General features: G+C 70.0%; 14 protein-coding genes and 2 pseudogenes. 7 read left to right on the top strand and 9 right to left on the bottom strand.

Going from position 1 to position 13993, the window contains the following annotated elements:
• The first annotated feature begins 132 nt into the window (after positions 1-132).
• Complete coding sequence (locus OG841_RS15545; protein WP_365119478.1) at positions 133-663, top strand: hypothetical protein; 531 nt, start codon at positions 133-135, stop codon at positions 661-663.
• On the opposite strand, the pseudogene OG841_RS15540 reads toward OG841_RS15545, so the two are convergent.
• Positions 660-725: pseudogene (locus OG841_RS15540) on the bottom strand (cob(I)yrinic acid a,c-diamide adenosyltransferase); the annotation flags it as partial. The gene OG841_RS15545 and the pseudogene OG841_RS15540 overlap by 4 nt on opposite strands.
• Positions 726-777: 52 nt before the next feature.
• Entirely contained in the window at positions 778-1350 is a 573-nt protein-coding gene (locus OG841_RS15535; RefSeq protein ID WP_328640933.1) for a cob(I)yrinic acid a,c-diamide adenosyltransferase, read from the bottom strand.
• A gap of 77 nt (positions 1351-1427) precedes the next feature.
• Between OG841_RS15535 and OG841_RS15530 the strand changes: the two are divergent.
• The 4 genes and pseudogenes from OG841_RS15530 to OG841_RS15515 all read left to right on the top strand — a co-directional run.
• Positions 1428-1529, top strand: a pseudogene (locus OG841_RS15530) (TetR/AcrR family transcriptional regulator); the annotation flags it as partial.
• A gap of 140 nt (positions 1530-1669) precedes the next feature.
• A complete protein-coding gene (locus OG841_RS15525; protein WP_328640934.1) occupies positions 1670-2518 on the top strand; it encodes a 3-hydroxyacyl-CoA dehydrogenase family protein in 849 nt (282 codons plus the stop codon).
• Positions 2519-2669: 151 nt separating this feature from the next.
• Positions 2670-2993 (top strand): STAS domain-containing protein, encoded by a 324-nt coding sequence (locus tag OG841_RS15520; RefSeq protein WP_031040714.1) that lies wholly within the window; start codon positions 2670-2672, stop codon positions 2991-2993.
• A gap of 230 nt (positions 2994-3223) precedes the next feature.
• Entirely contained in the window at positions 3224-5755 is a 2532-nt protein-coding gene (locus tag OG841_RS15515) for an ATP-binding protein (protein ID WP_371565755.1), read from the top strand.
• Between the two features lie 74 nt (positions 5756-5829).
• Here OG841_RS15515 and nucS read toward each other — a convergent pair whose 3' ends face one another.
• The gene (gene nucS, locus OG841_RS15510; protein ID WP_326664250.1) at positions 5830-6501 is read right to left on the bottom strand and encodes an endonuclease NucS; all 672 of its coding nucleotides are present in this window, start codon (positions 6499-6501) and stop codon (positions 5830-5832) included.
• 256 nt (positions 6502-6757) lie between these two features.
• Between nucS and OG841_RS15505 the strand changes: the two genes are divergently transcribed.
• Positions 6758-7150: an SCO5389 family protein gene (locus OG841_RS15505; protein ID WP_007384741.1), complete on the top strand. Its 393-nt coding sequence runs from the start codon at positions 6758-6760 to the stop codon at positions 7148-7150.
• Positions 7151-7234: 84 nt separating this feature from the next.
• Here OG841_RS15505 and OG841_RS15500 read toward each other — a convergent pair whose 3' ends face one another.
• Positions 7235-8263 carry an LLM class flavin-dependent oxidoreductase gene (locus OG841_RS15500; RefSeq protein WP_328640936.1) on the bottom strand — a complete coding sequence of 343 codons (1029 nt, stop codon included), beginning with the start codon at positions 8261-8263 and terminating at the stop codon, positions 7235-7237.
• A 223-nt stretch (positions 8264-8486) separates the two neighbouring features.
• On the opposite strand from OG841_RS15500, the gene OG841_RS15495 reads away from it, so the two are divergent.
• Complete coding sequence (locus OG841_RS15495) at positions 8487-8828, top strand: hypothetical protein (protein WP_059211378.1); 342 nt, start codon at positions 8487-8489, stop codon at positions 8826-8828.
• Between the two features lie 4 nt (positions 8829-8832).
• On the opposite strand, the gene OG841_RS15490 is transcribed toward OG841_RS15495, so the two are convergent.
• The 5 genes from OG841_RS15490 to OG841_RS15470 all read right to left on the bottom strand — a co-directional run bounded on the left by OG841_RS15490 (position 8833) and on the right by OG841_RS15470 (position 13943).
• A complete protein-coding gene (locus OG841_RS15490; RefSeq protein WP_328640937.1) occupies positions 8833-9711 on the bottom strand; it encodes an ABC transporter permease subunit in 879 nt (292 codons plus the stop codon).
• Positions 9708-10979, bottom strand: a complete 1272-nt coding sequence (locus OG841_RS15485) for an ABC transporter ATP-binding protein (protein WP_328640938.1) — start codon at positions 10977-10979, stop codon at positions 9708-9710. The genes OG841_RS15490 and OG841_RS15485 overlap by 4 nt, the downstream gene beginning before the upstream one ends.
• A 112-nt stretch (positions 10980-11091) precedes the next feature.
• Positions 11092-11862, bottom strand: coding sequence for an ABC transporter permease (locus OG841_RS15480; protein WP_328640939.1), 771 nt, complete (start codon positions 11860-11862; stop codon positions 11092-11094).
• A 3-nt stretch (positions 11863-11865) separates the two neighbouring features.
• A complete protein-coding gene (locus OG841_RS15475) occupies positions 11866-12834 on the bottom strand; it encodes an ABC transporter ATP-binding protein (RefSeq protein WP_328640940.1) in 969 nt (322 codons plus the stop codon).
• A gap of 173 nt (positions 12835-13007) precedes the next feature.
• Positions 13008-13943: a hypothetical protein gene (locus OG841_RS15470; RefSeq protein ID WP_057612062.1), complete on the bottom strand. Its 936-nt coding sequence runs from the start codon at positions 13941-13943 to the stop codon at positions 13008-13010.
• Positions 13944-13993: the final 50 nt, after the last annotated feature.

Here is a 13993-nt window from a genome sequence, read left to right as displayed (position 1 = left end):
GTCCACGCGCCGCGCCTGATGCCCGGGAACGGTCCTGGACTGCATCTTTCGATGTACGGCGGTTTCGTCACCGGCGACGACGAAAGGGGTCGCGCGCGCCGGGAGCCTGGAGAGCGGACGAAGGGAGCGGCCGTGATCGTCGGACTGATCGTCGCGTGCGAGGTGGCCTTCTGGGTGCTGCTGGCAGCCGGGCTGGCCTTCCGCTACGGGCTGGGCATGCCGCGCGTCGGGCTGGCCCTGTTGCTGTGCGAGCCGTTGCTGGAGCTCGTGCTGTTCACGGTCACCGCGATCGACCTCAGGAACGGGGCCGAGCCCGACTGGAAGCACGGCCTGGCCGCCGTCTACATCGGTTTCACCGTGGGCCTCGGTCACTCCACGATCAAGTGGGCGGACGCCTGGGCCGCCCACCGGTTCGCGGGCGGCCCCCGGCCGGTGCGGCCGCCGAGGTACGGCACGGCCCGCGCCGTCCACGAGTGGAAGGTCGCGGGCCGCTGGACACTCGCCGCGGTCGTCGCCATCGCTCTGCTCCAGGCCGCGGTCTGGTACGTCGGCGACGGACAGGCCGACTCGCTGCGCGCCTGGCAGCAACGCATGCTCTGGCTGATCGGCATCAACGTGGTCATCGCCGGCAGCTACACGCTGTTCCCCAAGCGCGGGCGCTAACGCTCCCCGCCCGGGACCCAGAGCACGTCCCCGACCTCCTTGTTGGCCGTACGGGCAAGAATGCTGCATCTTCCGGGGGCGACCCCCGGACCCCCGGCCGGACGGGAGTGGTCGCTAGCGTTCGCCGCCAGGCACCCACAGGATGTCGCCGACATCCTTGTTGGCCGTACGGGACAGGATGAACAGCAGGTCCGACAGCCGGTTCAGGTAGGTCGCCGTGAGCGGGTTCATCGCCTCGCCGTGGACCTCCAGCGCCGCCCATGTCGAGCGCTCGGCGCGGCGTACGACCGTGCATGCCTGGTGGAGCAGGGCCGCGCCCGGGGTGCCGCCCGGCAGGATGAAGGAGCGGAGCTTCTCCAGCCGCTCGTTGAAGCGGTCGCAGTCCGCCTCCAGCTTGTCGATGTAGAACTGCTCGACACGCAGGGGCGGGAACTCGGGGTTCTCGACGACGGGCGTCGAGAGATCGGCTCCGACATCGAACAGGTCGTTCTGCACACGGGTGAGGACCTTGACGACCTCCTCTGCGAGACCGCCCAGGGCGATCGCCGTGCCGATCACCGCGTTCGCCTCGTTGGTGTCCGCGTACGCGGAGATCCGCAGGTCGGTCTTGGCGACCCTGCTCATGTCGCCGAGGGCGGTGGTGCCCTGGTCGCCGGTCCTGGTGTAGATGCGCGTCAGATTGACCATGAGGTCAGCGTAAGTACGCTCCGGCCGTCGAGGCGAGCCGGAAGGAGACCTGATCGCCGGTCAGATCGGCCGCCTGACGCAATCCGGACGAAGTAGCACGAGAGGTGCTGGTGCTTCTCGACGAGAAGGAGGAGCTGTTGAGCGATAAGGTGCTCAACTACGCCGTACGAGACCACTAGTGACAGCTGCCGGTGTGATGTCCGTCAGATGAGACGTGACGCGCATTACTAACCGGTCACACAGCACCTCACGAGCGCTAGGGTCCGCCGAAGAGGCAACGTAAACAGGGTGTAAGGCGTTTCAAAGGGGAGTCGCAACAGTGGCACGGAAGCTTGCCGTCATCGGCGCCGGCTTGATGGGTTCCGGTATCGCCCAGGTCTCCGCCCAGGCGGGCTGGGACGTGGTCCTCAGGGACGTCACCGACGAGGCGCTGAAGCGCGGCACCGACGGCATCAAGGCTTCGTACGACAAGTTCGTGAGCAAGGGCAAGCTGGAGGCGCACGACGCCGACGCCGCCCTCGCCCGGATCACCGCGACCACCGACCTGGACGCGGCCGCCGACGCCGACATCGTCGTCGAGGCCGTCTTCGAGAAGCTCGAAGTCAAGCACGAGATCTTCCGTACGCTCGACAAGATCGTCCGCGCGGACGCCGTGCTGGCCTCCAACACCTCCGCGATCCCGATCACCAAGATCGCGGCGGCCACCGAGCGCCCGGAGCGCGTCGTCGGCGTGCACTTCTTCTCGCCGGTGCCGATGATGCAGCTCGTCGAGCTGGTCCGCGGCTACAAGACGAGCGACGAAACCCTCGCCACCGCGCGCGAGTTCGCCGAATCGGTCGGCAAGACCTGCATCGTCGTGAACAGGGACGTGGCGGGGTTCGTGACCACCCGTCTCATCTCCGCCCTCGTCGTCGAGGCGACCAAGCTCTACGAATCGGGCGTCGCGACCGCCGAGGACATCGACCTCGCCTGCAAGCTGGGCTTCGGCCACGCCATGGGACCGCTCGCGACGGCGGACCTGACCGGCGTCGACATCCTGCTGCACGCCACCAGCAACATCTACACCGAGTCCCAGGACGAGAAGTTCGCCCCGCCGGAGCTGATGCGCCGGATGGTGGACGCCGGTGACATCGGACGCAAGAGCGGGCAGGGCTTCTACAAGCACTGAAACCGCACAAGCCCCTCCAGTTTCACACTCGAGGGTGAATTCGGTATCGGTTCGCTTACAGACGGCAACCTCTGACCGCCCAACGCAGTCAGAGGTGTCATCACTGGACATCAGATTCGTGGAGTACTACACGCACTCACGGGGAGCGCATATGTACATCAGGGGCGACCACGCCGAGCTGGTCGTCGGGGGCCGCCTCGACGTCCGCAGCGCGGCGGACGCCCGTACGGTCCTGCACTCGGCCGTCGACGACGGAGTCGGCGACCTGGTGCTCGACCTGTCCGAGCTGGATTCCTGGGACGCCACCGGGCTCGGGGTGATCATGGGGGCGCACCGCAGGGCCGGTCGCTGCGGTCGCCGGCTGGTGCTGCGCGACGTACCACCGCAGATGCAGCGCCTCCTGGTCGCCACCCGACTGCACCGGATCCTGGCGATCGAGGGCGGCATCGGGGTGGAGTCACTGCCCCGCGTGTGACCCCGGCCACCCAGGCGAAACGTATGCCGCGCGCAATCCTCACGAGACTGTGACGTCTCGGACGGCGCGGGACCCCGGGCTGTCGTAGATACTGTGCGAAGGTTTAGGGTTCGGTCGCCCGCTGTCTGCATCCCTTCCAGCGGGCCCGGACCAGAAGCGACAGCGCAGTGTGCTGCAGGCCGGGAGGGGCCACTGACGGCACACGAGACGCTTTTGGGGGGCTTGAACCTATGGACCCGAACAACCGGGGACCTGAGGAGTACGGCCATGACGACGACGGTGGCTCGCCACGTCAGCGGCCTCCCAGGGACTCCCTCACCACAGACTTCGGCCAGCACTCGCCCACACTCGCCCGCACCGTGCAGCTCGTCGCCGGTGACTTCCTGCTCACCGTCAACCCCGTCGACGGCAGCGAGATAGAGGCCTGCCCGCCCGGCGGGCGGCCCGGGCGGCCCGAGAGGTACAGCGCCGCCGAACGCGCCGAGGTGGACCGCGCGGCCCGCCCGCCCGTCCCGCCCGGACCGACCCGCACCGCGCTGTCGCTCCTGGCCCGCCAGGACGAGCGCGAACGACTCGTGCGGCTGCTCGCCCGCGGCCGCTCGGTACGCCTTACCGGCCCCGCCGGCTCCGGCCGCACCAGCCTCCTCGACCTCGTCGCCCAGGACTGCGCGGACCTCGCCCCCGACGGAGTGGTCCGCCTCGCCGGCTTCCACCGCACGGCGAGCGAGCTGCTGTACGACCTCTTCTACGCCGTCTTCAACGCGCCCCTGCACCGCCCCGACCGGGACGAGCTGCTCTCCTGCGTCCGGGAGGTCGGCGCGGTCGTCGTCCTCGACGACATCGAGTTCGGCGGCGCGGCCCTCGACGAACTGCTGGACGCCACCCCCGAGTGCGCGTTCGTGATCGGCGCGACACCCGACGTGCCCGCCCCCTCGGCCGACTCCGCCGTCGAGGAGATCTTCCTCAGCGGCCTGGAGCGCGCCGACGGCCTGGAACTCCTGGAGCGATCCGTCGGCCGGGTGCTGACGGAAGAGGAGTCGAACTGGGCGGGCGACCTCTGGTTCGAGTCCGAGGGCCTGCCCCTGCGCTTCGTCCAGGCGGGTGCCCTGCTCAGGCAGCGCGACCGGCTGCGGGCCGGGGCGAACGCCGTCGACGAGTTCGGCGTCTTCGCGGACGCGGCCCCGGTGGACGCCCCGTTCACCCCCGACGAGAGCGACGAGATACCCCTGCCCGCGCTCGGCGAGGCCGCGGCACCGGCCCCGCTGCTCGCGTCCCGGCTCAGCGAGTCCGCGCGCGCCACCCTTCGGTTCGCCGTCGCCCTCGGCGGCGAGGTGCCCCACCAGGCGCACCTGCCCGCACTGGTCGGCGACACCCACGCGGACGCCGCACTCGGCGAGCTCGCGGACTGCGGTCTGGTCTCCCCGGTCGGATCCCGCTACCGGCTCGCCGCCGGTGTCCTCGCCCAGCTCGAAGCCGCCGGATACGGCGACGACATCGAGACCCGCGCCCTCACCGCCGCCCAGCACTACGGCTGGTGGGCCGGACACCCCTCGGTCACCCCCGAGCGGGTGTGCGCCGAGGCCGACGCCCTGCTCGCCGCCCTCGCCGTCCTGGTCCCGGTCACCACCCCGCCCGCCGAGGGCGAGGAGGCCGCCACGGTGCAGCTGGCCCGTACGGCGGCGCCCGCATTCGCCGCCGGTGGCCACTGGGGGGCCTGGGAGCGTTCCCTGCGGGCCGGTTCCGAGGCCTCCCGGCTGGCCGGCGAGGTGTCCGAACAGGCCTACTTCCACCACGAGCTCGGCATCCTCGCGCTCTGCGGCGGACAGCTCGACCGGGCCCGCGCCGAACTGGAGGCCTCGATCGGCCTTCGGGGCGCCCTCGCCGACAAGCGCGGCACCGTCGCGGGCCGCCGCGCCCTGGCGCTGGTCTCGGACCGGGACGGCAGCGCGCCCGGCCTGGCCGGCCTCGGCGCGATGGCAGGCGAGGAGATACCCGACGCCCGGTACGACGAGTCCGCCTCGCCGCCCGGGGGAGTCCCCGCGGCCTTCCCGCCGCTCCAGCCGCCGGCCGACTCGCAGACCATCGTCGTCCACCGCTCGCCCTCCACGCCCGCGCCCTCGCGCAAGGCCCGGGGCGGACTCAAGGGCCTCGCCAAGCGCAACCTCGTCGCGGCCGGCGCGGGTGCGCTGCTGGTCGCGGTGCTCGGCACGGTCGTGACACTGGGCGCCACCTCCGACAACGACCCGAACTCCCCGTCCAACGAGGTGGGCGTCAACCCGTCGGCCAGCGTCGGCATCGACGACGGCAACCTCGGCGCCGACGTCCCGAAGAACGACGACAACCCCGGTGGCACCGGCACGGCGACGTCCCGTCCGACCGACCCGGGGCCCGATGGTACGTACGGGACTTCGGACGATCCGACGCCTACGGATGCGGCGGAGCCTTCGGACAAGCCGAGTGGGACGCAGCGTCCGGGGAGCGGCACGCCGAGTTCGCCGAAGCCGACGTCGCCCAAGCCGTCGTCGCCCAAGCCGTCGACACCGTCCACGCCGCCGGGGTCCGGATCCCCGTCGTCGACGCCGTCCGGCACGTCGGAACCGCCGTCGAGCACGCCCACAGCCACCCCGACCAATACGACCCCGAGCAACTCCAACTCGGCCAGCGGCCCCGCCTCCACCACCCCGGTGGAGACCAGCAGTTCCGCGGGCGCCCCGCAGAGCAGTGCCGTGAGCTCACCGAGCAACTCGGCGCAGGTCATCTGACGCACAGCGCGACACAAGAGGGCCGGGTCCACGCATCGGACCCGGCCTTCGTCGTCGTAGGGGAAGACGCGCTGTCAGAACAGCCGCAGCTTGTCGTCCTCGATGCCCCGCAGCGCGTCGTAGTCCATGACGTGGCAGCCGATGCCGCGGTCGGTCGCGAGGACGCGGGCCTGGGGCTTGATCTCCTGGGCGGCGAAGATGCCGCGGACCGGGGCGAGATGGGGGTCCCGGTTCAACAGGTCGAGGTAGCGGGTGAGTTGCTCGACGCCGTCGATCTCGCCGCGCCGCTTGATCTCCACCGCGACCGTCTGGCCGTCGGCGTCCCGGCACAGGATGTCGACGGGGCCGATGGCCGTCATGTACTCGCGGCGGATCAGGGTGTAGCCGTCGCCGAGCGTGTCGATGCGGTCGGCGAGCAGCTCCTGAAGGTGTGCTTCCACGCCGTCCTTGATCAGGCCAGGATCCACGCCGAGTTCGTGCGAGGAGTCGTGGAGAACTTCCTCCATCGTGATGATGAGCTTCTCGCCCGCCTTGTTGATGACGGTCCAGACGCCTTCCTCGTCGCCGGTCCCCTCCTTCAACGTGCAGGGCGGCGACATCCAGTTCAGGGGCTTGTAGGCCCGGTCGTCGGCGTGGATGGAGACGCTGCCGTCCGCCTTCACCAGGATCAGACGGGGGGCCGAGGGCAGGTGGGCGGTGAGCCGGCCCGCGTAGTCGACGGAACACCGGGCAATGACGAGACGCATGGTCGGCAACGCTACTCGACGGGCGCATGTCCACGCGATTCGGCCCGTAAGGCTGTGGAGAAACCCTGTTCACTTGTGGCCGATTGTGGGCCTGTTGGGAGTGCTCTTTGTTCGCATTCTCCTGGTGCCGTCACCGTCGGTTGCCTACCGTAGTAAACGGGAGGTCGCGAGGCGTGTACTGAGCGTGTCCGGCAGCGCGAACTCCCTCATCTGTCCGGCAACCCCTGAGGTGATCGGGGGTGCGAGAGGAGAACCCATGTCGCTCGACGTCTCACCGGCCCTACTCGAGAAGGCCGAGCGAGGCGAGGTCGACGAAGCGGAATTCGTCGACTGCGTCCGGACCTCCCTGCCCTACGCATGGGAGATGATCAGCTCCCTGGTGGCCCAGCTGAAGGTCGACGGCGGCAACTTCGCCGACAACCAGACGCCCCCGCCGGACGAGCAGGCACGCGGTCAGCTGCTGCGTGCGCTTGCGAGTGACGCGATACGCGGCGCGCTTCAGCGGCACTTCGGTGTGCGGCTGGCCTTCCAGAACTGCCACCGGGTGGCGGTGTTCCCGTTGGACTCCTCGGTCGACGAGACGCTGGTCCGCTTCACCTCGGTGCGCAGTCAGCTGCTGAACCAGTCTCCGGAGTTCCGGGACTGCTGACGCGGCGCCGCTTGCTTGCCGCTCCGTACGCGGGAGGTGCATCAGTACCGGGGCGGCAAGCTCCCGCCGGGCAGTTGTTCCGTTTCAGGTCAGATGCGGCAGCACTTCCGCACCCAGCCGCCGTACGTTCTCCTCGGTGGCCGCCAGATCCCCCGAGCCCTCGACGAGCAGGGCGAAGCGGGAGACACCCGTCCGTTCGCTGGTCGCCGCGAGGCGGTCGGCGCACAGCCGCGGGGTCCCCACCGGGTGCAGCCCGCAGAGCAGTTCCGTGTACGCCACCGGATCGCGCATCTGCCGTGCACGGCCGTCGACCGTCACATGGGCGCCGAGTCCCTGCCTGAGCCAGCCCGGCATCGCCTTCACGAGGGCCTCCACCGCGTCCGTGCGCCGGTCCGCGATCTGGCAGACGCCGGCCGAGACATGGGGCGCGCCCAGGACCTTCTCCGGCGCGTGCCCGGCGGCGCGCGCCTGCCTGCGCCACAGGGCGACCATCTCCGCCTTCTCCTCGTCCCCGACATGCATCCCGAGCAGCATCGGCAGCCCGCGCTCGGCGGCCAGCCGGACGCTCGCCGGGGAGGTGCAGGCGACGATCACCTCGGGGCCGTCCGCTTCCGTGAGCGACTCCGACGGCCGGGGCACGACGGGCACTTCGCGGAAGCGGAAGCGCTCGCCGTCGGCTCCCACGGCGGGTTCGCGCAGCCAGCGCACCAGCAGATCGAGTGATTCCGGGAACCCCGTCTCGTACGCCTGAAGGCCCGATCCGAACACCTCCAGGTCGACCCACGGGCCGCCGCGCCCCACGCCCAGCGAGAAGCGCCCGCCGCTCGTCATGTGCAGCAGCGCGGCCTGTTCGCCGAGGGCCACGGGGTGGGCCGTGGGCAGCACGCTCACGGCGGTGCCGACGCGGATACGGCGGGTGCGGCCCAGCAGCAAGGCCGCCAGGGTGATCGCCGACGGGCAGGTGCCGTACGGTACGAAGTGGTGTTCTGCCAGCCAGACCGCGTCGAGTCCGGCCTCCTCCGCGACCTCGGCCGAGCGGACCGCGCGGTGCAGCGCCTCTCCCTGGCCCTGCCCCGGGAACTGGGCCGCCAACACGAAACTTCCCACATGCATGTGCTTTTCCTGCTTCCTTGGCTCCGACTCGGAGCTCCCCCACCCGGCATAACCGTCTGACACGTGCCGAGGACACGGCCTGGCGGAGAGATTTGCCGATTGTCTGCAGAATGGGTCGCCCCGGAGGGGCACTTGTGGGGGTTGGCGCCCTACGCGTACCCCGCCTCGCGCCGCGTAGGCTGGACACGGTCCCTGCTCCCTGTATAGCCCCGTGAGGTGTCCTGTGTCCCCGCGTCGCAACCGACCCAAGGGTTCCGGTTCGTCGGACTCGGCCGGCCGGAGTGCCGAGGACGACCGTTCCGGCCGCTACGGTGGCTTCCAGTCCTCGACGCACTGGCAGGGCGAGGACTGGAACGTCCGGCATGTGGCAGGGGCGAGCGCGCAGGGCAAGACGTACCGCTGTCCGGGCTGCGACCAGATGATCCCGGACGGGGTCCCGCACATCGTGGCCTGGCCGGACCACTCGGGTGTCGACGAACGCAGACACTGGCACAAGGCGTGCTGGAACGCGCGGGACCGCCGCACCACGCGGGTGCAGCGGTCCCGTAACGCGCCGAGGTTCTAGCGGATCAGACGTCCCGCTTCTCCAGCAGGGCGAAGGCGCAGGCGAACGCGGCGGCCGTCACACCGACGATGATCCACAGCGGGTCCCAGCCCGAGGGGCCGGTCTCGGTGAGGGAGCTGGAGTAGAACACGCTGAGCTGGTTCGGGATGGAGTACTCGAACAGCGCCTGGCGCAGGCCCTCCAGGGACTGCGAGACCATGAACAGCGCGATGACCAGCGGGGCCAGCACGACACCGATCATGATCGTGATCGCGCCCGCCGAGTGCCGGATGATCGAGCCGATGATCAGCGAGAACAGGCCGAGCAGGGCGATGTAGAGCGAGATGCCGACGGTGCCCTTCAGCCACTCCTGGCCGGTCGGGGTCCGGGCTCCGTCCAGCAGGGCCACGTCCGCCAGGGCGACGACGAGGACCGAGACGAGGGTGGTCACGAAGGCGACGGCGAAGAACACGACCGCCTTCGCCGTGAGGACCCGGCCGCGGGAGGGGCAGGCGACCATCGTCGTACGGATCATTCCGGTGCCGTATTCCGAGGCCGTGGTCAGCACACCGAGTGTGATGACGCACATGCTGCCGAGCAGCAGCCCGAAGAAGCCCAACGACAGCGGACTGTCGTTGTTCAGGTCCTCGGGGGAGGAGTTGGCCGCGATCAGCGCGGCGACCCCGATCCCGATCCCGATCACGAGCAGCACGAACACGCCCAGCGTCCAGATCGTCGACCGCACCGACCGGATCTTCGTCCACTCCGACGCGATGGCGTTCCCGAGGTGGGTGCGCACGACGGGAATCGGCGAGGTGTAGCCGGGGTACGACGGCCCGTCCGCCGGCTGCCGGTTCGGCACGGCGGCCTGGGCCTGCGGCATCGAGGGCTGCGGGGTGCTCATCGGACGTCCTCGGGCTTGGTCGGAGTGGCGGGAGCGGAGGCCTGCGGCGCTGGAGCGGAGGTCTGCGGCTGCGGCGCGGGTGCGGCCGGGAGGGCCCCTCCGGGCGGGGCCTGCGCGGGCGGGGCGGCGTAGGGCGCAGCCGCGGGGCCCGCCTGGGCGTACGGATGGGGCATGCCGGCGCCGGGACCGCCGTACGGGCCCGCCTGCGCCTGGCCCTGCGGGCCCGCGAACGGCTGACCGCCCTGCTGGGGCGGCGGCGGGGCGTACCAGCCCGGCTGGCCCTGGCCCGGGACCGGCATGGGCGGCTGCGCGCCCGGCGGCAGGGGCTGCATCAGGCCTGCCTTCTGGTCGATGGTCGAGCGGTAGTCCACCGCGCCCTGCGTCATCCGCATGTACGCCTCCTCCAACGAGGCCTGGTGCGGTGACAGCTCCCACAGGCGTACGTCCGTGTCGTGCGCGATGTCGCTGATGCGGGGGAGGGGCAGCCCGGTCACACGCAGCGCGCCGTCCTGCTCCGGCAGGACGTGCCCGCCCGCCTCCGTGATCGCGGCCGACAGCTTCTCGCGCAGCTGCGGCTCGGTGTCCGGCGTCCGCACCCGCGCGAAGCCCGCGGAGTTCGCGGCGATGAAGTCCTGGATGCTCATGTCGGCGAGCAGCTGCCCGCGTCCGATGACGATGAGATGGTCGGCGGTCAGCGCCATCTCGCTCATGAGGTGGGAGGAGACGAAGACGGTACGGCCCTCCGCCGCGAGCGCCTTCATGAGGTTGCGCACCCACAGGATGCCCTCGGGGTCGAGCCCGTTGACCGGCTCGTCGAAGAGCAGCACCTGGGGGTCGCCGAGCAGCGCGGCCGCGATCCCGAGCCGCTGCCCCATACCGAGCGAGAAGCCCTTGGAACGCTTCCTGGCCACGTCCTGGAGGCCGACCACGCCCAGCACCTCGTCCACCCTGCGGGCCGGGATCCCGGACAGCTGGGCCAGGCACAGCAGGTGGTTACGGGCTGCCCGCCCGCCGTGCACGGCCTTGGCGTCGAGGAGCGCACCGACCTGCCGGGCCGCGTTGGGCAGCCTGCGATACGGGTAGCCGCCGATCGTCACCTGCCCCGAGGTGGGGTTGTCCAGCCCGAGGATCATCCGCATGGTCGTCGACTTGCCCGAGCCGTTGGGGCCCAGGAAGCCGGTGACGGCACCGGGACGCACCTGGAAGGAAAGGTTGTACACAGCGGTCTTGTCGCCGTAGCGCTTGGTCAGGCCGACTGCCTCGATCATGCTCCGCACCCATCGCAAGGTTCAGGACAGCGGGGCACACGCCCCCCGTAAGGGTTAGGAGCTTATCGGGACACTGACGGTTCCGCTCAAATGAAAGCAAAGGCTCGTCGCGTCACGCGTCCCGCTTCTTCAACAGGACATAACCGCCGATCAGCGCCGCCGCCACCCACAGCGCCATGATCCCGATCCCGCCCCAGGGGCCGTAGGGAGTGTCGTCGTTGATCGGGGTGACCACCTGCATGATCCTGCTGCCGGCCTGGTCGGGCAGGTACCGGCCGATCTTCTTGGTGGCGGAGACGTTGCCGAGGATGTTGGAGATGAGGAAGAAGAACGGCATCAGGATGCCCAGCGACAGCATCGGCGAGCGCAGCATCGCGGCGACGCCCATCGAGAACATCGCGATGAGGGTCATGTAGACGCCGCCGCCGATCACGGCCCGCAGCACGCCCGGGTCGCCGATCTCCGCCCGGTGCGAGCCGAGCATCGCCTGCCCGAGGAAGAACGTCACGAAGCTGGTGACGAGACCGACGGCCAGCGAGAGTCCGGTGGCGACCGCGATCTTGCTGACCAGGAAGCTGCCCCGCTGCGGCACGGCGGCCAGCGAGGTGCGGATCATGCCGGTGCTGTACTCGTTCGAGACGACGAGCACCCCGAACACGATCATCGCGAGCTGTCCGAGGCTCATCCCGGCGAAGCTGATGAAGGTCGGGTCGAAGGAGAGCTTGTCCTCGCGGCTCATGTTGTCGAACTCGTTCTTCGACAGGGCCGAGATCAGGATGCCGAGCCCGATGGTGACGACCACGGCGAGGGAGAGCGTCCACACCGTGGAGGCCACCGACCGGATCTTGGTCCACTCGGAGCGGATGACCTGGGTCGCCGCCATGGATCAGTTCCCCTTCCAGCCGTCGCCCCACTGCTGCTGGGGCGGCAGCGGTGCGTCGACGGGTGTGTCGCTGTGGGCGTGGTACTCGACCGACTCCGCGGTCAGCTGCATGAACGCCTCCTCCAGGGAGGCCTGTTGGGGGCTCAGCTCGTGCAGCACGAGCTGGTGCTGCGCGGCCAGCTCACCGATGTACTCGGACTTGCTTCCGTCGACCTCCAGCGTGCCGTTGCCGGTCTCCACGACGGTCACCCCGGCCGCGTGCAGCACGTCGAGCAGCCGCTCGCGCTGCGGGGTGCGGATGCGGACGTAGGACCGCGAGTTCTGCGCGATGAAGTCGGCCATGGAGGTGTCGGCGAGCAGCCGTCCCTGGCCGATGACGACGAGGTGGTCGGCCGTCAGCGCCATCTCGCTCATCAAGTGGGAGGAGACGAAGACCGTACGGCCCTGCGCGGCAAGGGACTTCATCAGATTGCGGATCCAGTGGATGCCTTCGGGGTCGAGCCCGTTGACCGGCTCGTCGAACATCAGGATCCGCGGGTCACCGAGCAACGCGCCCGCGATGCCGAGCCGCTGGCCCATGCCGAGCGAGAAGCCCTTGGCCTTCTTCCTCGCGACGGCGGTGAGACCGACCGTGTCGAGGACCTCGTGCACCCGCTTCTTCGGGATGCCGTTGCTCTGCGCGAGGCACAGCAGGTGGTTGAAGGCGCTGCGCCCGCCGTGCATGGCCTTGGCGTCCAGCAGGGCGCCGATGTACGTGAGCGGGTCCTTGAGCTGGTCGTAGTGCTTGCCGTCGATGCGGACGTCCCCGGCGGTGGGCCGGTCCAGGCCCAGCATCATGCGCATGGTGGTCGACTTGCCGGCGCCGTTGGGACCGAGGAAGCCCGTGACGATGCCCGGTCTGACGGTGAAGGTCAGATTGTTGACCGCCACCTTCTCGCCGTACCGCTTCGTCAACCCCGCCAGCTCGATCATGCGGACCACGCTAGGCGTGAGATTCGGCAGATGCCAATCGAATGGGCAAACGGAGACCGACGGGAGAGGCAAAGAATGCGAAACCCGTCGACCACGGCAGCGCGTGGACACGCCGAAGGGCCCGCACCTGTCGGGGGAGAAGGTGCGGGCCCTTGATGAGCCGTCAGGCGGTGTTACCGGGACTGCTGGGCCGGAACCCCACGGGAGATCGGCTCGTCGTCGGCCGGGCTGCCGGCGGCGGCCACCGCGGCGCCCGTGAGCGTGGCGAGCATCTCGCGGACGTTCGTCAGCTGGGCGTTGATCGAGTCGCGACGGTTCGTCAGAGCCGCAAGCTCCCGCTCGGATTCCGAACGGATGCGGTCGGCCTTGGCGTTGGCGTCGGCCACGATGTCCTCGGCCTGGCGCTGCGCGGTCTCCACCGTCTGGCGGGCGCGACGCTCGGCGTCGGTGCGCAGCTTCTCGGCCTCCAGGCGCAGCTGCTCCGCGCGGTGCTCGATCTCCGCGAGACGCTTCTCCGCCTTCTGCTGACGCGACGCCAGGTCGCGCTCGGACTGCTCGCGGCGCTTGGCGAGGTTGGTCTCGAAGTCGGCGGCGGCCTGCGCGGCCTTGGCGCGGGTCTCCTCGAAGAGGGCGTCCGCCTCCTCACGCTTCTGCTGCGCGTCCTTCTGCGCCTCCTGACGGAGCTGGGAGGAGTCGCTCTTGGCCTTCTCGACAATCCGGACGCCCTCGTCCTCGGCCTTGGCCTTGCGCTCCGCAGCGAACGATTCTGCGTCGTTGCGGACCTGCTGGGCCGCCGACTCGGCGAGTTCGCGGTGCTGCTCGGCCGCGCGACGGGCCTCCTCGCGCAGGTCCTTGGCCTCCTCCTCGGCGAGGCGGAGGATCTTCTCGACACGCGCGCCGAGGCCGGCGTACGACGGCTCGGCGTCGGAGACCTGGGCCTGGGCGTTCTGCGTCTCGAGGTGGAGCTCCTCGATGCGCTTTTCCAGGGCGGTGATGCGGGAGAGAGCGCTGTCACGGTCGGAGACGAGCTTGGAGATCCGTTCGTCCACCTGAGCGCGGTCGTACCCACGCCGCACAAGCTCGAAGCCGTAGGGGGAAGTGTCGCTCATGGGGTTCCTGTCAAATGAGACCGGTGAGGTGATAGGGGGAATCCTAGGGG

It is taken from the genome of Streptomyces canus (assembly GCF_041435015.1).
Lineage (GTDB): Bacteria > Actinomycetota > Actinomycetes > Streptomycetales > Streptomycetaceae > Streptomyces > Streptomyces canus_G.
Note: the sequence above shows the minus strand (reverse complement) of the source record. Positions and strands in the feature narration are given on the sequence as shown.